Source organism: Comamonas sp. Y33R10-2 (assembly GCF_019355935.1).
Lineage (GTDB): Bacteria > Pseudomonadota > Gammaproteobacteria > Burkholderiales > Burkholderiaceae_C > Comamonas.
In genome coordinates this window covers 627,466-646,480 of the sequence record NZ_CP079925.1, presented here as the reverse complement: position 1 = coordinate 646,480, position 19,015 = coordinate 627,466, and the positions used below count along the sequence as shown (strand labels likewise).

At 56.2% G+C, this 19,015-nt stretch carries 17 protein-coding genes; 11 read left to right on the top strand and 6 right to left on the bottom strand.

The window, feature by feature from the left end; genetic code table 11:
• Positions 1-30: 30 nt before the first annotated feature.
• Complete coding sequence (locus tag KUF54_RS02810; protein WP_219345058.1) at positions 31-555, bottom strand: gamma carbonic anhydrase family protein; 525 nt, start codon at positions 553-555, stop codon at positions 31-33.
• Between the two features lie 52 nt (positions 556-607).
• Between KUF54_RS02810 and KUF54_RS02805 the strand changes: the two genes are divergently transcribed.
• The 3 genes from KUF54_RS02805 to KUF54_RS02795 all read left to right on the top strand — a co-directional run bounded on the left by KUF54_RS02805 (position 608) and on the right by KUF54_RS02795 (position 4,163).
• On the top strand, positions 608-1,414 hold the full coding sequence (locus KUF54_RS02805; protein ID WP_219345056.1) for a ferritin-like domain-containing protein: 807 nt from the start codon (positions 608-610) through the stop codon (positions 1,412-1,414).
• A gap of 163 nt (positions 1,415-1,577) precedes the next feature.
• On the top strand, positions 1,578-2,837 hold the full coding sequence (locus KUF54_RS02800; protein WP_219345054.1) for an EAL and HDOD domain-containing protein: 1,260 nt from the start codon (positions 1,578-1,580) through the stop codon (positions 2,835-2,837).
• 39 nt (positions 2,838-2,876) lie between these two features.
• Positions 2,877-4,163: an EAL and HDOD domain-containing protein gene (locus KUF54_RS02795; RefSeq protein ID WP_219345053.1), complete on the top strand. Its 1,287-nt coding sequence runs from the start codon at positions 2,877-2,879 to the stop codon at positions 4,161-4,163.
• Between the two features lie 116 nt (positions 4,164-4,279).
• Here the strand turns inward: KUF54_RS02795 and KUF54_RS02790 are convergent, their stop codons facing one another.
• A complete protein-coding gene (locus tag KUF54_RS02790; protein ID WP_219345052.1) occupies positions 4,280-5,290 on the bottom strand; it encodes a tripartite tricarboxylate transporter substrate binding protein in 1,011 nt (336 codons plus the stop codon).
• A gap of 222 nt (positions 5,291-5,512) precedes the next feature.
• Here KUF54_RS02790 and KUF54_RS02785 point away from each other — a divergent pair, with 222 nt between their 5' ends.
• On the top strand, positions 5,513-6,220 hold the full coding sequence (locus tag KUF54_RS02785) for a molybdopterin-dependent oxidoreductase (RefSeq protein WP_219345050.1): 708 nt from the start codon (positions 5,513-5,515) through the stop codon (positions 6,218-6,220).
• On the opposite strand, the gene xerD is transcribed toward KUF54_RS02785, so the two are convergent.
• Positions 6,217-7,173 carry a site-specific tyrosine recombinase XerD gene (gene xerD / locus KUF54_RS02780; RefSeq protein WP_219345048.1) on the bottom strand — a complete coding sequence of 319 codons (957 nt, stop codon included), beginning with the start codon at positions 7,171-7,173 and terminating at the stop codon, positions 6,217-6,219. The two genes, KUF54_RS02785 and xerD, sit on opposite strands and share 4 nt — an antisense overlap.
• Positions 7,174-7,607: 434 nt before the next feature.
• Here xerD and KUF54_RS02775 point away from each other — a divergent pair, with 434 nt between their 5' ends.
• Positions 7,608-8,810: a GGDEF domain-containing protein gene (locus tag KUF54_RS02775; protein WP_219345047.1), complete on the top strand. Its 1,203-nt coding sequence runs from the start codon at positions 7,608-7,610 to the stop codon at positions 8,808-8,810.
• A gap of 298 nt (positions 8,811-9,108) precedes the next feature.
• On the top strand, positions 9,109-9,291 hold the full coding sequence (locus tag KUF54_RS02770; protein ID WP_219345046.1) for a CsbD family protein: 183 nt from the start codon (positions 9,109-9,111) through the stop codon (positions 9,289-9,291).
• Between the two features lie 101 nt (positions 9,292-9,392).
• On the opposite strand, the gene KUF54_RS02765 is transcribed toward KUF54_RS02770, so the two are convergent.
• A complete protein-coding gene (locus KUF54_RS02765) occupies positions 9,393-10,373 on the bottom strand; it encodes a tripartite tricarboxylate transporter substrate binding protein BugE (protein ID WP_219345045.1) in 981 nt (326 codons plus the stop codon).
• Between the two features lie 245 nt (positions 10,374-10,618).
• On the opposite strand from KUF54_RS02765, the gene KUF54_RS02760 reads away from it, so the two are divergent.
• Positions 10,619-11,527, top strand: a complete 909-nt coding sequence (locus KUF54_RS02760) for an AEC family transporter (protein WP_219345043.1) — start codon at positions 10,619-10,621, stop codon at positions 11,525-11,527.
• 60 nt (positions 11,528-11,587) lie between these two features.
• Here KUF54_RS02760 and queG read toward each other — a convergent pair whose 3' ends face one another.
• On the bottom strand, positions 11,588-12,628 hold the full coding sequence (gene queG, locus KUF54_RS02755; protein WP_219345042.1) for a tRNA epoxyqueuosine(34) reductase QueG: 1,041 nt from the start codon (positions 12,626-12,628) through the stop codon (positions 11,588-11,590).
• 12 nt (positions 12,629-12,640) lie between these two features.
• Here queG and tsaE point away from each other — a divergent pair, with 12 nt between their 5' ends.
• Together tsaE and KUF54_RS02745 are read left to right on the top strand one after the other, a co-directional pair.
• On the top strand, positions 12,641-13,162 hold the full coding sequence (gene tsaE, locus KUF54_RS02750) for a tRNA (adenosine(37)-N6)-threonylcarbamoyltransferase complex ATPase subunit type 1 TsaE (protein WP_219345041.1): 522 nt from the start codon (positions 12,641-12,643) through the stop codon (positions 13,160-13,162).
• Positions 13,159-14,670 carry an N-acetylmuramoyl-L-alanine amidase gene (locus KUF54_RS02745; protein ID WP_219345039.1) on the top strand — a complete coding sequence of 504 codons (1,512 nt, stop codon included), beginning with the start codon at positions 13,159-13,161 and terminating at the stop codon, positions 14,668-14,670. Before tsaE ends, KUF54_RS02745 begins: the two co-directional genes overlap by 4 nt.
• Positions 14,671-14,788: 118 nt before the next feature.
• On the opposite strand, the gene KUF54_RS02740 is transcribed toward KUF54_RS02745, so the two are convergent.
• Entirely contained in the window at positions 14,789-15,451 is a 663-nt protein-coding gene (locus KUF54_RS02740; protein ID WP_219345037.1) for a DedA family protein, read from the bottom strand.
• Positions 15,452-15,826: 375 nt separating this feature from the next.
• On the opposite strand from KUF54_RS02740, the gene KUF54_RS02735 reads away from it, so the two are divergent.
• Together KUF54_RS02735 and mutL are read left to right on the top strand one after the other, a co-directional pair.
• Positions 15,827-16,069, top strand: coding sequence for a hypothetical protein (locus KUF54_RS02735; protein WP_219345035.1), 243 nt, complete (start codon positions 15,827-15,829; stop codon positions 16,067-16,069).
• Between the two features lie 149 nt (positions 16,070-16,218).
• Positions 16,219-18,525 (top strand): DNA mismatch repair endonuclease MutL, encoded by a 2,307-nt coding sequence (mutL, locus tag KUF54_RS02730; RefSeq protein ID WP_219345033.1) that lies wholly within the window; start codon positions 16,219-16,221, stop codon positions 18,523-18,525.
• Positions 18,526-19,015: the final 490 nt, after the last annotated feature.

Here is a 19,015-nt window from a genome sequence, read left to right as displayed (position 1 = left end):
AATAGATTCCAGTAAAGAGCTGGGCCGCTATCAGCCCAGCTTGCGCAAGCCGCTCTTGAAGCGGCGAGCATTCAACACATAATTTTTGGCGCTTTGGCGCAGACCTTCGATCTGCTCAGGCGAGAGTTCACGCACGGCCTTGGCGGGGCTGCCCAGAATCATCCACCCATCGGGGAATTCTTTGCCCTCGGTCACTAGCGAGCCAGCACCGACCAAGCAGTTCTTGCCAATTTTCGCGCCATTGAGTACCACCGCACCAATGCCAATGAGCGAGCCATCGCCAATCGTGCAGCCATGCAGCATTACTTGGTGGCCAACCGTCACATTGCAACCCACGTTCAGCGGTTTACCCATATCGGCGTGCAAACCGCTGGCGTCCTGAATATTGGAGCCCTCGCCGATGGTGATGCTGTCAGTGTCGCCACGAATCACGCAACCGAACCAGACACTGGCATCTTTGCCCAGTGTCACGCGACCCATGACTTGCGCGCTGTCCGCCACCCAAGCTGAGGCATCCACCTCAGGCGCCACACCATCCAATTCGTAAATTGCCATGTGATTTGTCTCCCGTATTTATTGCTTGCCTCAACCCCCTAGAATTGTAGGGATGGAGTTACGTCATCGCGCGCTAGAGGTCTTGTGCTTTTCAGACCCAGAGCAAAAATCCGCTGCAGCCCTCGATCTGTATGCACATAAAGCTCTTTATTCAATAGCAGACAGTGCCCCGGCGCTAGCTATTCCCGAGTCTGAGCTACCGGGTCGCCCTGCTAAGCCTGAGCTTAAGCACCACACCGAAGTGGGTCGCCGCTCACCGGCAACGCCTGAAGGCCGGGCCATTCTTATTCATGCCATTGCACATATTGAGTTCAACGCTATCAATTTAGCGCTGGATGCCGTGTGGCGTTTTGACGGCATGCCCCAGCAGTATTACTACGACTGGCTGCAAGTTGCGGCCGAGGAAGCCAAGCATTTCCGATTGCTGCGCGAGCACCTGCGCCTGCAACACGGCAAAGACTATGGCGACTACCCGGCCCACCAAGGCCAGTGGACCATGTGCGAAAAAACAGCGGGCGACATTACCGCCCGCATGGCCCTAGTACCTAGAACGATGGAGGCACGCGGGCTTGACGCTACGCCGCAAATCCAGAACAAGCTGCGCAATACCCACGCAGCAGATGCACTGGCCGCCGTTGACATTCTGGACATCATCTTGCGCGAGGAAGTGGGTCATGTCGCCATTGGCAACCACTGGTATCGCTGGCTGTGCACGAGGGATGGGCTAGACCCCGAGCCGCTCTACCAAGAGCTGGCCACCCGCTACGAAGCCCCACGCCTGCGCCCGCCGTTTAATGAAACTGCGCGGCTTGCCGCGGGCTTTACGCCAGCAGAGATGGACTGGCTCAAGCAATCTTGAAGCCATTTTCTTGACTCTCATCAATTTTTTAAGCCTCTTAGGCCTTGCTCGGTGAAGTAGTTGAATCAAAAGCCCCACTCGCTTAACACTGACACTATGATCAGTTAATTCTTACAATAAAAAGCAGAATCAACTTTTCTTCACAAACAGACTTCATGAACAGATGATTGAACAAACCCTGCAGGATCCAGCTTTAGCACCCGCGCGCAAGCTGTCCAAAGGCATGATTGCTCGCCAGCCCATCGTGAATGGGCAGCAGCAAATCATTGGCTATGAGTTATTCAATCGTTCACGATCTCCTTACGACCACACCATGGCGTCCGATGCGACGCTGATTTTTGCAGCCCTCACGCACGCGGGCGAAGAAGATCTGCTGGGCACAAAGCTCATGTTTGTGAACTGCACGCATGAAGGCCTGACGGGCGAGCACCTTGAGCTGCTACCCGCCGACAAGGTGGTGCTAGAAATTCCCCCGCTGGGCCATGCGGCCATGCAAGAAGTCACGGCGCGCCTGCCCACGCTGCTAGCACTCAAGGAGCAAGGCTTTCACCTGGCCTTCAATCACACGGTGCTGGAGTCCGAATACGCAGCCTGGCTGCCGCTGGCCGATTACATCAAGCTGGACTTGTCGGCACTGGCCCCGGCCCAGCTGACGGTGCTGGTCAAATTTGCCAGCCGCCACTCCCGCGCTGAGCTGATTGCCGAGAAGGTGGAAAGCGCCTTGCAGCATGATCTCGGTCGGCGCCTTGGCATAGAGCTGTTTCAAGGCTTTTGGTTTGCCCGCCCAACAGTGATGCAAACCCGCCTGCTGACTCCTACGCAGCAAAGCATCATTCAACTGCTCGCTCTTGTTCGCGAGCAAGCCAGCACCGAGGCGATTGAGGAAGTTCTCAAAAAAGACGCAGCACTGGCTTTCAACCTGCTGCGCCTCATCAATTCCGCCAGTTTTGGCGCTCACCGCAAAATTACTTCGTTCAAGCAAGCTGTCATGCTGCTGGGCCTGAACAAGCTGTTTCGCTGGGCGGCCATGCTGCTGACGGCCGCCCGCGAAGGTGGCCCGCCACCCGCTGTGGGACAAACAGCCGTCATTCGCGGCCGATTGATGGAGCTACTGGCCAAACATTCACTCTCAGATACTGACAGCGACTTGGCCTTTATCTGCGGAATGTTCTCCATGCTAGACCGCATGCTGGGCATGCCCCTGCCAGCTGCTCTGGCCCTGATCCCCGTGTCCGATGCGGTCTCTGCCGCCTTGCTGCGGCATGAAGGCATTTTGGGCGAGCTGCTCATACTCACGCAGGCCTGTGAGACTCAGGATCTCGAGCAGTTTGACCGCAGCGCGGGTTGCCTTGAGCTGGAGCACCACGATATCAATCAGGCCCACTTGCAGGCACTGAGTTGGACGGAGTGTCTGTCTGACTGACAACGCACACCACCAAGAACACCCCTACCAATAGCAACCATGGATACCTTAGATACCACCTCCTTGCCACAGTCCGCCGACCAGAGCGAAGACAAGGACGAGAGCAACATCGCCAGCATTGCGCGTCAGGCCATCGTTGATGACAAGCGGGATGTGTTCGGCTACGAGTTGTTTGACCGCTCCGTCTCGCACCAAGCGCACACCGCAGCGTCTGATGCGGCGCTGCTGTTCAATGCCTTGTCGTATGCCGGTGCCGAAGCGCTAGTGGGTAAAAAAACTGTCTTCATCAACTGCACGCATGAAAGCCTCAGCGGCGCTCATCTGGAGCTGATTCACCCAGACCGTGTGGTGCTTGAAGTACCGGCCCTGCCAGCTGACGCCACGCAGCAAAACATCGAAGCTTGCGTTCCCACGTTCACCGCCTTGCGCGAGCGCGGCTTTCGCCTCGCGTTTGACCAAAATCTGCTGCGCCGCAACTACGCGTCGTGGCTGCCTATGGCCTCCTTCGTTAAGCTGGACATGCAAGCCTTCGGACTCGAGCATGCGCAAAAGCTAGTGAAGTTTGCCCAAACCTACACCCGCGCCGAGATCGTGGCGGAAAAGGTAGAGACTTCCGAGCAGTTCGATCACATGCACGCCCTGGGCGTCAAACTGTTTCAAGGCTACTGGTTCGCCCAGCCACAAGTGGTGCAAGCGCGCACCATTCGCCCTACGCAGGCCACCATCATTCAGCTCATCAACTTAGTGCGCCAGCAAGGCAGCACTGAAGAGATTGAAGAACTGCTGAAAAGAGACCCCACGCTGTCCTTTAACCTGCTGCGCTTCATCAACAGCTCAGGCTTTGGTCTGTCGTGCGAAATCACCTCTTTTCGCCATGCGGTGATGATTTTGGGTCTCAAAAAGCTGTTCCGCTGGGCAGCCTTGCTATTGACCACCTCGCGCACGGGTGGCTCACCACCTGCTGTGGGCCAAACCGCTGTGGTGCGCGGCCGCCTGATGGAGCTGCTGAGCGCCGAGCTGCTGCCCCCCGAAGAAACCGATCATGCGTTTGTGGTTGGCGTTTTCTCTTTGCTCGACGTGATGCTGGGCCAGCCCATTGCCAAGGCACTGGAGTCCGTGGCGCTACCTGAGTCCGTGGTGGATGCACTGGTACACAACACTGGCGTGTTCGCCCCCTTCCTTGAGCTGACACGCGCCTGCGAGTCCGGTGATGATGAAGGCTTTGCCCGCGCAGCCAATGCGCTGCACCTGTCCAATCACCAAGTTAACTGGGCTCACTTGCAAGCCCTGAGCTGGGCAGACAGCCTGATCAGCGAAAGCAATTAACTATCAAAAAATGAGCTACTCATGCTCATAGAAAAAGGACTTGCGGCCTATTTGGCTACAAGTCCTTTATTTTTGAAGCGTCGCTGCCTCAGCTCATTTGCATCAATTCAGCTGCATTAGTTCAGCTGAATGCCTGCAGCCTTAATGATCTGCGCATTGGTTTTAAATTCAGCGTCGATCTGCTTGGCCAAATCAGCAGCCTTGCCACCGGTGGGCACATTGTCCGTAGCCTCCAAACGCTGACGCATCTCAGGCAGCGCCAGCGCCTTGTTCACCTCGGCATTGATGCGAGCCAGCACAGGTGCAGGCACACCCGCAGGGGCGAAGATACCAAACACTGATGTGGTGTTCGCATTCTTGTAGCCCAGCTCAGCCAAGGTAGGCACTTGCGGCAGCGAATCCAGACGCGAAGGCGCACCCACAGCCAAGACCTTGAACTTGCCAGCCTTGATGTGCTGCATAACTGCTGGCCCGGCATTGGTAGAGAGCACTTCAAACTGTGCGCTCAAACCGTCGTTGAGCTGCTGGCCGCCGCCCTTGTAAGGCACATGCGTGATCTGCGTCTTGGACTGATCGGCAATCTGCTCGAGCATGATGTGGCCCAGCGACGCCAAACCTGCCGTAGCCCAGCGCACATCGCCGGGGTTGGCTTTGGCCTGCGCCAGCATCTCAGGCAGGCTCTTAGCCGTCAGCCTTGTAGTGCCCAGCAGCAGCACAGGTGAATACATGACGCTTACCACCGGCGTGATGTCTTTTTGCACATCAAACAAGGGCTTGCCAAAATGCGGGCTCAGTGTGAGCGGGCTGATGGAAGAAAAGCCCAGCGTATAGCCATCAGGTTTGGACTTCACCACCTGATCCAAACCCATCGCGCCACCTGCGCCCGCCTTGTTCTCAATGACCACAGACTGACCCAGCGAAGCGGTGAGCTTTTCACCTAAAGCACGGGCCACCACATCACTCACACCACCGGCGGGGTAAGACACCACAAGGCGGATCGGGCGGTTGGGCCACCCGGTATCGACTCCATCAGCTGCGCCAGCAGCTTGGGCATTGATGGAGAAAGTCGCAGGCAACAAGGCAGCCAGCGCACAGCTCAACACGCTGCGGCGAAGAAAGTTAGTCATTACACAAATCCAAAAAACTAGGCGTACATTTTTGACCAAAGTGAACTCCTTGGAGGCAATTAACGTCGATTCGACAGCTGAAACCACAAAAACCATCAAAACAGCGAAGAAAAAACCATCAATTCACTAAAGCGCAGCACGGACCATCGGATGCAGCGAGCGATGGTTATCGCCAACGCTTATCGCTAGACTGTTGAGAATCGACTCCACAGAAAGTGCGCTATGGCTGCAAAGTCTCTTCTCTCACGTCGCTCGCTGCTGCAAGGCGGCACCGCTACGGCGGCATTGAGCGCTATGGCCTTGCCCGGCATAGTTGCAGCGGCTCGCCCAAGCGCCCTACCTGCATCTCATGTTGCCTCAGGTTCGCCTGCCGGCTCCGTTTTACGCTCCGCACACAACACCTGCGTGCTTGATGGCCTGCAACCCATTGTTCTCACCATCAGCGGCACCGGCGTGCAGGCCAATCGAGGCAAGCCTCAGGCCGTAGCAGACCATATGCTCAACATGCACGGCCATCGCTTTGATGCGGCATGGTCTTGCGGGCTGGATGCGCTCAACAGCCTCAAGCAGCACTCACTGACCACCCAGCTGGAATACGACGAAACCGAGCACCGCCTGCAAGGCCCCTTGCTTGAGCATGTTCTGCAGGCCGCTGGCATCGACATTGCCCACGCCATTGCACAAGGCCACCAACTCACCCTGCAAGGCATTGACGGTTACCGCACTCAAATACCGCTAGCACAAGCCGTGCGCTGGCGCATGCTGCTGGCGACTGAGCTTGATGGACTGCCGCTATCTATGGGTGGCGTAGGGCCGCTGTGGGTTATGTTTGCACCGCAGCACATTCCTGAGCTGAGCCAGTTGCCCATCAAACAGCGCTTTGCCGCCGCCGTCTGGGGGCTGTACTACATACAGCTCAATGTGGCTTAGCCCCGAGGATGGTGCTCAGCATGCAATGCTTTGAGCCGCTCTCTTGCAACATGGGTGTAGATGGTTGTGGTGGAGATATCGGCATGGCCCAGCAACATCTGCACCACACGCAAGTCAGCGCCATGATTGAGCAAATGCGTGGCAAACGCATGGCGCAGCGTGTGCGGCGATAGCGGCACCGTCACACCCGCAATCTGCGCGCATTTTTTAACGATGATCCAGAACATCACCCGGCTCATACCCGCACCGCGCTGGGTGACAAAGACATCATCCGTCTGCTGCCCGCCCAAAATAAGTGCGCGTGCACCCTGCAGATAAAGCTCTAACCAATGCTGCGCTTCTTGACCAAAGGGCACTAACCGCTCCTTGCGGCCCTTACCGGTGACACGCAGCACACCCGCACGCAAATCCAGCTCATGCATGCGCACGCCTACTAACTCACTGACACGCAGGCCGCTGGCATACATCAACTCCAGCATGGCTCGGTCACGTAAGCCCAGCGGCGTATCCACATCGGGCGCATTCAATAAAGCCTCCACCTGCTCCTGCGTCAACACCTTGGGCAGGCGCGGTGCCTGCTTTGCGGCCAGCATGCGCACCGTTGGATCCGTCGTGATGCGCTTTTCACGCAGTGCCCAATGAAAGTAACGGCGCAGCACCGTCAAGCGGCGGTTCGATGATGTGGCCTTGGTCTCTCCGACGCGCGCTGCAAAATAGTTTTCCAAGTCCGCCTCCAGCGCCTCATCCAGCGCCTTGGAGGGCTGCAAGCTGGCTAGCCACTGCGCAAAAGCCTGCAAATCGCGCCGATAGGCAGACAGCGTGTTGCGAGACAAGCCGTCTTCAAGCAGCAAAGCATCAATAAACAGGTCTAGCGCGTCTTGACTGGCCGGCAGCGGCGCAGACCACTCCTCAGGAGTCGATGATTTACGTGTTTTTTTCTCGGCTTCAGTCATGGGGCTAAACAGCTAGGGTCTGTTGAGAGTTGACCAAAGGTTACGTCATAACGACAAGTGCTTAGAGGTAGAGCGCGTGCATAAATAGGCAACTTGCCGGCGGCCTTTGAAACTATGAGCAAAACTCAACGGATCCGAACGTACACACTGGCAAGAGGCTTACGGCGGCTGCCGATTTGGAGATGAGTGAGCGAAGGCGCAGAAGATGATTAAGAAAACTGCAGCAGGCATGGCTTCACAAAAGGCCCTCAACGACAGCTTATAAAGTGGAAAAAATTACCTTGAGTCAAGAAAGAAACTTCTTGCAACTTAAGCATATTTAACCGTTAATTTACATTGAGAAGCAAAATACAAGGCTAAAAAAAGCTCCCACTACCCATTAAGGGCTAGCCTGTTTTCCATGATTTGAGAATATTTCTTCAGGAAAATCTTCAATGTCCATTGCTGACGCATATCACAATGCACTAGCTCCCACTTGGGCATTGCTGTTCCTGGCCAGCATACTTTTGTCGTGCTGGATCTTTCTGCGAAAACAAAGATTTTTGCTTTGGCAGTCTTGTGCTTACACACTCACGGCCTGCTCTTTCGCCATTCAAAGCTTGGCCTCGACGGAAAGCATCAAACTGTATGCACCATTCACCGCCACTCTTTATTTGCTGGGGGCTTGGTTTTTAGCCAAATGCTGGAATGAGCATTGGCAGTGCCGCCCTCAACCGCTAGCCAGTTGTCTCATTGGCATCACTGCTTTAGTCGGCATCACCTACTACAGCCATGATCTCTGGACGCGTGTGCAAATCTCTAGTCTGGGAACCGGCTTCATCATGCTGCTGCCGGTCGTCGGCGCCTTCAGACAACTGTATTCAAAAGATTGGCTGAGCCGAATTCTGTTTTTATTCGCCTTGCTCTATGTCGTACTCATCATCACCCGGCCAATCTTCTTTGGAATACTTGGTTATTCAGAGATACAGCAGTTAGTCCCATCGGTCTTTTGGTTTGCGGCCACGCTAAGTACTTTGCTCTTTAGCCTAGTCTTTACCGTATTAATGACGGCTATTGCCATCCGCACCACCATTTTCCAATTGCGAGAAGAACGAGATCAAGACTCGTTGACCCAGATCCTCAATCGCCGGGCCTTCTATGAAATGGCTCGCTGCCGTCTTAGCGACAAGCGCCTGTACCCCATGGCCATCATTACAGGTGATATCGATCACTTCAAACATATCAATGACACTTGGGGACACAGCTGCGGCGACAAGGCGCTGCAACTGATATCAAGCACGTTGCAGCGCAATTTACGCAGTCACGACCTAGTCTCCAGGTTTGGCGGTGAAGAGTTTGTTCTGTTACTGACTCACATAGATCTGTCAGAGGCTGAGCAAGTAGCCCTGCGCATCAGAAATGACCTCAGATCAAATCAATCTGCACTCCCCATTAACGTGCCCTTGACCATGAGCTTTGGTATTGCCTCAGTCAACAACGCAGATGGGCTTGAAGCTGCCTTGAAAGAGGCCGACGAGCTTATGTATGCTGCAAAAAATGCGGGACGCGATCAGGTCCATGTGTCCGGCATTCATTACCCGGACATCTACTTTGAGCAGACACGTCCCAGCCTAGATCTGAGTACACATCACTTTTAAGAGCATGTTTACGCTCTCAATGAATGGCTGCAGAGGGCAAGCATCTGGGCAAATGAGTCCATTCACATAACTCGCTTGCAATGTTGCTGAAGCGATTCATGTCTTTTTACGCCTCGAATTCTCTGGGTAAAAATCGCCCACAAGATCTCAATCATTCAACACAGCCGATGTAAGCAATCGCTAATGTGTAAGAGATAAACCCACGTAGATACCCCAACTCATCCCACGCCCTACACCCCAGCCTCGGCTTACCTTAACTGCAGCCGTATTTCGCGGCTTTGCTCACAAGGAGAAAAGCATGAACACCGATCAAGTCAAAGGCACTCTAAAAGACGCAGCAGGCAAGGTTCAGGAAAAGCTCGGCGAGCTGATTAATAGCCCCGAGCAAGAAGCCAAAGGTATCGCTAAGCAAGTTGAAGGCACGGCGCAGAAAAAGGTTGGCGATGTGAAAGAAGCCATCCACGACGCTGGAAAGAAATAATTTCGCCCACTGCGCGTAGGCATTAACAACAAAGCCCGAATGGCCGCTGAGGCTATTCGGGCTTTAACTATTTGCTACTTAATTAGTAGCAACTCAAACAATTAATCCAGTGTCAGCTTTTGCTTGGCAACAACCTGCTTATAGGTTTCAAACTCATCCTTGAGTTCCTTGGCGAACTCTTGAGGCGAATTGCCAACCACCAGCGAGCCAGTGTCTTCAATGCGCTTCTTCACAGCAGGGTCCTGCAACACCTTCTTGACGGCAGCATTGATCTTGTCCACCGTGGCTTTGTCCATGCCTTTGGGGCCCAGAATGCCGTAAGAAGCCATGCGGTTGACCTGCGGCAGACCCACTTCCTTGAAGGTGGGCACGTCAGGCAAAACGGCCAGGCGCTGGGGAGCGGCTACGGCAATGGCCTTCAAACGGTTGTCCTTGATAAAGGGCAATGCCGAGGGCAGGTTGTCCAAAATCATAGGAATCTGGCCGGCAACCGCATCATTCAGAGCTGGGCCTGCGCCGCGGTAGGGCACGTGAGTCATCTCAATGCCAGTCAGCGACTTGTACAGCTCCATCAACATGTGCTGAATGCCGCCCGTACCGGACGAACCATACGAATACTTGCCGGGGTTGGCCTTGAGCTCAGCTTCAAAAGCCTTGTAGTTGGCGTTGCCAGCAAACTTGGGATTCACGGCGATCACATTGGGCGTGGCCGCAATGTTGATGATGGGCGTGAAGTCTGTCAGCGGGTTATAGGGGGTCTTGGGGTTAATGGCCGGGTTAGTGGCCATTGTCGACAGTGTGGAGATGCCCAAGTTGTAGCCATCGGGCTTTTGGCGAGCCGTTTCTTGCGCCCCAATCACGCCGCCGCCACCGCCCTTGTTGTCCACGATCACGGTTTGGCCCAGCTCTTTGCCCAGTGGATCAGCGATAACGCGGGCAATGATGTCAGTCGTGCCGCCAGCAGCAAAAGGAACCAACAGCTTGATAGGTTTAGTGGGGTAGTTGGCCTGAGCCATTACCGCTGTCGAAAAACCTGCGGTTGCCAGAGCCATTGTCAGGCCCATATACATGCGACGATTCATGAAGGGATCTCCTTATGATTTCAGAAAATAATGACGTGATAGTAAGTGCCAACAAAAACCCGACACATTCTTGTTAGCCCTGATTTATAAGTAGATACCCTTGGTTAATACAAATTCTTTGCAGAACATCAAATGCATAGTACGCAACAGATTCCACAGCAGTAAGCGCCACCCCTCGAATTAAGCAGACAGCTTTCTCTCAGCCAAGCAAAGTCTTGAGGCGTCAAGCCCTATGCTTATGCGCCGTGAACTACCTTGAACTGCTATTCCCCGATTTCTCTCTCATCGTGCTGGGCTATGTGCTGTGCCGCTTTACGCCCATCAACCGCAGCATTTGGCAGCCGGTGGAGCAGTTGGTGTACTACTTGCTGTTTCCGGTGCTGTTGTTTCACTCCATCACGCGCAGCCCGATTCAATGGGGTGACGCCAGTCAATTGCTGGGCGCGGGCTTGCTGGGCTCAGTGCTAGGCATTGCCTTGAGCTACAGCCTGCCCTACTTACCATTTTTGGGTAAACGCATTGACCCGCGCAGCTACGCATCGGCAGCGCAGACCGCATTTCGGTTCAACTCTTTCATCGGGCTGGCCCTGGCATCGCGGCTAGCAGGGCCAGATGGACTGCTTTACATCTCAGTGTTGATTGGCGTGTGCGTGCCCTTGTGCAATATCGCCGCCGTCTGGCCCATGGCGCGCGGCAGCGGCCAGAGCTTTGTGGGGCAGTTGCTGCGCAACCCGCTGATCATCAGCACCCTGAGCGCCCTTCTCTTTAACGCGGCAGGGCTGCGAATTCCTGAGTTACTCGAAGCACCCGTGGCACGCTTAGGCGCGGCCTCTATCGCACTGGGGCTAATGGCCGCAGGCGCTGGCCTCAAGGTCAGCGCGCTTGCCAATAACAAGCTGCTGGCAAGCGAGCTGCTGCTCATACGCCACGCTATTCAGCCACTGATTGCACTGGCCATGATTAAGTTATTCCAGCTCAACCCCGCTCAAGCGATTGCGGTGATGGCATTCTCCAGCCTGCCTACCGCTTCGTCTTGCTATGTGCTGGCCGTGCGCATGGGTTATGAAGGCGGGTTTGTGGCCAGCTTGGTGTCGCTATCCACCATGCTGGGCTTGCTCAGCCTGCCGTTTGGCCTGTGGCTGATTGGTATTTGATCAAATCCGATAGCTGCTAGCGCTTATCCAATAAGCGCCAGAGGCTGATTGAAGTAAAACTCAGACGCGTTGCGCCAGCGCCCATGCCACATGCTCGGCCACTACCGGGTCTGGGTGACTGGCCCGGGTTTGCAGCGCGGCTTGCAGTTCAGGCTGGCCCGTCTCCCGCCAGGCATTGCCAAGTGCCACGGCCACATTGCGCAACCAGCGGGCGTGACCTATGCGGCGAATGGGGCTGCCTTCGGTAATGCGCAAAAACGTGGCTTCATCCCAAGCAAACAAATGCACCAGCTGCGTGCCCGCCAAGCCAGCGCGGGCGTCAAAGTCTGGCAACTGACTCACCTTGGCGAACTTATTCCATGGGCAGGCAAGCTGGCAGTCATCGCAGCCGTAGATACGGTTGGCCAGCAATGGGCGCATGTCTTCAGGAATGCTGCCCGAATGCTCAATCGTCAGGTAAGAGATGCAACGCCGCGCATCCACCTTGTGCGGCGCAATGATGGCGCCTGTTGGGCAGGCGTCTATGCACGATGTGCAATTGCCGCAGTGCGCTGAAACCGGCTCAGTTGCATCGATGGCGAAGTCCACATAGATCTCGCCCAAGAAAAACATAGATCCCGCCTCGCGGCTAAGCACCAGCGTGTGCTTGCCGCGCCAGCCTTGGCCGCTGCGGCTGGCTAGCTCAGCCTCCAGCACGGGGGCCGAGTCGGTAAAGGCGCGGTGACCGAACGGGCCAATTTCCTGAGCAATACGTTCTGCCAGCTTTTGCAAGCGGTTGCGCAGAACCTTGTGATAATCGCGCCCCCGGGCGTAGATGGAGACAATGCCTTCGGTAGGATGCTTTAAGCGGTCCCATTCCACGGTCTGCCATCCATCGGGCGTCTGGCGCGGCAGATAATCCATGCGCACGGTGATTACGCTCACCGTTCCGGGAACTAATTCCGCGGGGCGGGCTCGTTTTAAACCATGGGCCTGCATGTAGTGCATCTCTCCATGAAACCCTTGCGCCAACCATTGCAGCAAACCGGGCTCTGCCGAAGACAAATCTACGCCCGCCACGCCGATTTGGGAAAATCCCAGCTCGCGAGCCCAGGCTTGCATCAAAGGAATCAATTGACTGCTGCTCAACATACTCCCCGAATTGTAGGAAATGATCCTGCACCCGCGCTGGCGCAGCGACAGATAGTCTGGCAGGGCGAACAAGATACCGAACGTTTTGCGCAAAAACTGGCGGCTTTGCCCCAGTTGCGCAACGCCTATGTCACGCTAGACGGCAACCTCGGCGCGGGCAAGACCACGCTTGTGCGCCACTGGCTGCGCGCCCTGGGCGTGCAAGGCCGTATCAAGAGTCCCACCTACGCCGTAGTAGAGCCGCATGAGGCGGGCGACTTGTCTATCTGGCACTTTGATTTTTACCGCTTTGACGACCCCAGAGAATGGGAAGACGCGGGATTTAGAGACATTTTTGCCAGCCCCGGACTCAAGCTGGCAGAATGGCCTGAAAAGGCTGCAGCGGTTACACCTGTTGCAGATATAGCTATTCATATTGAAGCAATTGACGATGTGCAGCGGCAGGTGACTCTCAAAGCAAATACCCCCGCAGGCTGCACAGTGCTTGAAGCATTTACGGCATGAGCAAAACACACCCCACCCCTGCTCCATTCGGTCTGTCGCGTCGCAACCTGCTACAAGCTGGCGGCATCGTTTTGCTACTGGGCCGCCAACATATTGCGCAAGGCGCCTCCATCGTGGCCGTGCGCATCTGGCCCGCGCCGGACTATTCCCGCGTTACGCTGGAATCCGATATTCCGCTGACGGCCAAACCCATCTTCGTGCCCAGCCCACCGCGCTTGGCGGTGGATGTGGAAGGCCTAGACCTGAACCCCGCGCTTAAAGAGCTGGTGGCCAAGGTGCGCGCAGACGACCCCAACATCGCCAGCATTCGCGTGGGCCAATTCTCCCCCGGCGTGGTGCGTTTGGTGATTGACCTTAAGCAAGAGGCCCGCCCCCAGGTCTTTACTCTGGCGCCTATTGCCCCTTACAAGCACCGCTTGGTGCTGGACTTGTACCCCGCCAAGGCGGTGGACCCGCTAGAAGCGCTGATTAGCGAGCGCCTGCGCGACGCAAATACCAGCAGCGCAGCTGCACCAGCAGCGCCGACTAATGGCAGTACCGGCATCATCACCACACCGGCTCCTGCAGTCATTGCCGCTGCGCCGCAGGCTGACCCGCTGGGGGATTTGATTGCCAAAAAAAACCAGCGCGCGCCAGTGCCTGCTGCTACCTCACCTGCCGCACCTACAGCACCTGCTGTGATTGCCCAGGTGCCAAAACCTGCGCCAGCCCCGCCTGCGCCGGCACCAAGGCCAGCCCCAGCACCCGCCCCTGCTACCAACATCGCCACCTCTAAAAGCACGGACCGCATCATCATCGTGGTGCTAGATCCCGGCCATGGCGGCGAAGACCCCGGCGCCATTGGCCCTAGCGGTCTGCGTGAAAAAGAAGTGGTGCTCAAAGTCGCCCATCTGCTGCGTGATCGCATCAACAACACTCGCATTGGCGGCAACCCCATGCGCGCAGTCATGACGCGTGATGCCGACTTCTTTGTGCCCTTGGCCACTCGCGTGGACAAAGCCCGCCGCGTGCAGGCCGACTTATTCATCAGCATTCATGCTGACGCCTTCACCACGCCCAAGGCCAGCGGCGCCAGTGTGTTTGCACTGAGCGAACGCGGCGCGACCAGCACGGCTGCGCGCTGGTTGGCTAACAAAGAAAATCAGGCCGACTTGGTGGGCGGCCTGAATGTGGGCGGCGTGCAAGACCAACATGTGCAGCGCATGTTGCTGGACATGAGCACCACGGCGCAGATCAAGGACAGCCTCAAGCTCGGTACTTCCCTGTTGGGCGAGATTGGCGGCATGGCCAAGCTGCACAAGCCTCGCGTAGAGCAAGCCGGGTTTGCCGTGCTCAAAGCGCCGGATATTCCCAGTGTGTTGATCGAAACTGCCTTCATCAGCAACCCCGAGGAAGAAGCCAAACTGGCATCAGCCGCCTACCGCGAGCAACTGGCAGACGCAATGATGCGCGGCATTCGCAGCTACTTTGAACGCAACCCGCCACTGGCGCGCAGCCGATCGGTTTAAGCGCTTTTGAACAAGCCCACAAAAAAAGCCCCTGCACTTTGAATGCAGGGGCTTTTTTATGAGCCAAAAAGGCCGAAGTCTTTTATTTACAAGCGCAATGCGCTATTAAATTTGAAGCTTAGACGGGTTTAACCTTCTGCGCCTTGTCTGCCTTGCCGGCGCGCCAAGCGCCGAAGATGGCGATCAGACCTGGCACCAAAATCAAGCCCCAGATGATTTTTTCGAGGTTGTTCTTTACCCATTCCATATTGCCAAAGAAGTAGCCCGCAGCGCTGATGCCCACCACCCACAACACCGCTCCCACCACGTTAAACATGCTGAACTTAGCGCGGTTCATGTGCGCCACGCCCGCAACAAAGGGGGCAAAGGTGCGGATAAAGGGCATAAAGCGCGCCAAGATGATAGTCACGCCGCCGTAGCGCTCGTAGAAGTTATGGGCCTGATCGAAGGCCTTGCGATTAAACCAGCGCGAGTTTTCCCACTGGAAGACTTTGGGCCCTAAATAACGACCAATCATGTAATTGCTCTGGTCACCCAAAATGGCCGCCGTCAGTAGCACCGCCACCGCCAGCGGATAGTTCATATAACCCGCGCCGCACAAAGCGCCCACGATGAACATCAGCGAATCACCGGGCAAAAAGGGCATCACCACCACACCGGTTTCCACAAACACGATGATGAACAACAAGGCATATACCCAAGGGCCATAAGCCACCACAAAGGCTTGCAGGTGCTTGTCAATATGCAGGATGAAGTCGATCAAAAACTGAATGATTTCCAAAACACAGTCCTCAAAATTAAAAACCGGCATACCGATGCATGCCGGCACGTAATGTACTTCGGCTGAGCACACCTTCCTGCTTCTGAGACTCAGCACAGTGAGCTATTTGCAAGTTCAACGCACAGTTGCTTGCCTGCTACAACAAACAAAAGCACGAATCCGCTATTTGTTACAGGATTTAATCAATCTATACGTCAACATTACGTCAGCTAGTATTTCTGCTGGCATATTAGAGGCATGTAGCAGCAAACCGTGCATTGCTGTTTAGCAGCCTGATTTCAGGCTCGCAAATCCAGTCCTGACACCTCCTTATTTCTGAGGAGTCTGCAAAGACCGGATCGCCCGTAAAACGAGCACGATAAGAGGAATACGAGTATGAACAAGATCACAAAGCGTTATGGCAAGGCACTGACTCTGGCCGTCACACTCACCGGTGCTTTGGCACTGGGTGGCTGCGCCCACGGCCCTAGCCGCCAACAAGTAGGCATCGGCGCTGGCGCTGTTGCCGGTGGTGCTGTCGGCAATGTGCTGTTTGGCGGCCCTATTGGCACCATTGGTGGCGCTGCCGCTGGCGCGCTGGTGGGCAATGAGCTGACCAAGGGCGGTCGCCGCCGCTAAGCCTTTTTGAGGCTGATAAAAAAGAGCTGCTTTTTGCAGCTCTTTTTTGTTTTTGAAGAATAGAAGGCTCTCTTAAGTGTTCACTCAAGTCCGCGTTAAAACTCTCTCTTGAGTACTCTCTTTCCGACCTACTTGCGCGCCAGCCTAGAATGATTGCCGTGAACGTATCTAGCCCCGAACTCTCCCCCACCCCTTCCGACTCCATGACCCAGACCGCAGATGCAGTGCAGGCGCGTCGGCCTATCCGCGATTTGCCCGACGAGCTGATCAGTCAGATCGCCGCCGGCGAGGTGGTGGAGCGCCCCGCCTCCGTGGTGCGCGAACTGGTGGATAACGCGCTCGACTCCGGCGCCAGCCAGATCACCCTGCGCCTGCTGGCCGGTGGTGTGCGTCTGATTGCGGTGGAAGACGACGGCTGCGGCATTCCCCGCGAAGAGCTGCCCGTGGCCTTGCGCCGCCACGCCACCAGCAAGATCACCGATCTGCATGATTTGGAAACCGTAGCCACTATGGGCTTTCGAGGCGAAGCGCTAGCCGCGATTGCCTCGGTATCCGAGACCTCCATCTTTTCACGACCCGCAGGGCAAGACTCGGCCTATCTGCTGGACGCCCGCAGTGGCGAGCTGCGCCCTGCCGCCCGCAACCAAGGCACCACAGTCGAAGTCAAAGAGCTGTTCTTCTCGACCCCTGCTCGCCGCAAATTCCTCAAGACCGACGCCACCGAACTGGCTCACTGCGTAGAAGCCGTTCGTCGCCATGCACTAGCCCGCCCCGATGTGGGCTTTGCCATTTGGCATGAAGGCAAACTGGTCGAGCAGTGGCGCGCAGCCACTGGCACGCCAGAGGAAGCCATTGCCAGCCGACTGGCCGATGTACTGGGCGAGAAGTTTGTCGCCAACTCCGTCATCGTAGACCACTGGTCTGGCCCCGTGCATGTCACCGGCCGCGCTGGCGTGCCTGATGCCGCGCGCTCTAAGCCTGATCACCAGTTTTGCTACGTCAACGGCCGCTTTGTGCGCGACAAGGTGCTGACCCATGCCGCCCGCTCTGCCTACGAAGACATTCTTCACGGCAACAAGCAGCCCATTTACGCGCTCTACATCCAGATCGACCCATCGCGCGTCGATGTGAACGTACACCCCACCAAGATCGAAGTGCGCTTTCGCGAAAGCCGTGAAGTGCACCAAGCCGTGCGCCATGCGATTGAAAATGCGCTGGCCACGCCCCGCGCAGCTGCAGTGGTGCAAGCCGCGGCACAAGAAGCTGCTGTGCAAGAAGCCGCTCGCCAACCAAGCCTGAGCGATGAATCAGCCGCAGCGGCGGCCCAACCAGTCAACGCCCCTGCTTGGCCTCAAACCCGCATGAGCTTTGGCGAGCCCTTGGTTGGCAACCCCGTCAGCGATCTGGCCAAGCTCTGGGAGCCCATGCGCGAGCAAGTGGCCACACCTTCAGCGGCTACTCCTGCTGTGACTGCAACAGCTGTTGAAGTAACGACAGCGACAGCAGAAGTTGCGGTAGAACCAGCCCCGTTCGCCCAAGCACCTGTACCAACAACACCATTAGCGCCTGCATTCCCTGCCAGCCAAGCGCCGATTACCAACACCATCCCCATGCCCAGCCCGGTGCCTCAACCGGAAGGCGAAAACATCAAGCTGCGCCCATCAGGTCAGTCCAGCTACTTTCAGCGAAAAACACTAGCAGCGCAGGTACAAGAAGCACCTGCAGCTACAGAGTTAATAGCTAAAACAGCGACAGCCGAGGTGCGTCAACCGGCTGCTGCGGCCCCACAAAACCCGGCCCAGCCTGTAACCGCTGCAACTACAGCAAGTGCACATGTAGCCAGCGCAGACACCGCCCCCGTCTGGCCGCTAGGCCGCGCCGTGGCGCAGTTGCATGGTGTCTATATCCTGGCCGAGAACAGTCAGGGCATGATCATCGTGGACATGCATGCCGCCCACGAGCGCATCGTCTACGAGCAGCTCAAGAACGCGGTCAATACGCAAAATGGCGAGGAAAACATTCCCAGCCAACCCCTGCTCATTCCCGCCACCTTTGCCGCTACGCGTGAAGAAGTCGCCACTGCCGAAGCCCATGCAGACACCTTGCTGGCGCTGGGCATGGAGGTCTCGCCCTTCTCGCCCAAAACATTAGCCGTGCGCGCAGTACCAGCCACTTTGGCGCAGGGGGATGCGGTAGAGCTGGCCCGCAGCGTGCTGGCTGAGTTGGCTCAGCATGACGCCAGCACCGTGGTGCAACGCGCGCGCAATGAGATTTTGGCCACCATGGCCTGCCACGGCGCGGTGCGTGCCAACCGCAAGCTCACCCTCGATGAGATGAACGCCCTGCTGCGCCAGATGGAAGTCACAGACCGCTCCGACCAGTGCAACCACGGCCGTCCCACTTGGCGCCAACTGACAATGAAAGAGTTAGATGCACTCTTTCTGCGCGGTCGCTAAACAAGCACAAAGCAGAGCAAGCGCAAGGCAAGCAGGCGGTTCCTGAAACCGTAAAAAATTACCTGCGTTATGAAATTGAAAGCTGCATGCGGTCGTAATTGATAGATCTGTGATGGTTTTCCATCCAAGGTCTATAAATTACGACCACAAGCAGCTCTCCAATTAATAGCAAGCAATAGATTTTCCCCGCGCAGGAAACCTGAGCAGCCTAACTGCGCCAAAAAGCAGCCGCGGCCACAAGTCCTACAGCCAAGGCTCAAAAATCGGCTTAGTTCGAGACAGGGACAGCGCTCCCCCTTCTCACACACGGACACGCACTTCTTTGGTGCTCACAAGACAAAGCATGAGAGCCGCATCTGTTCTTTGCGCGCCATCAATACCAACCTCACAAACTCTATGCACTTTTTTGCTACATGCGTTCAAACAATCAGGCTGTAAAAGCAGCGGCGCTAAATCGTTGAAAAGTAAGAGTAAATGCTAGCTCAGCGTC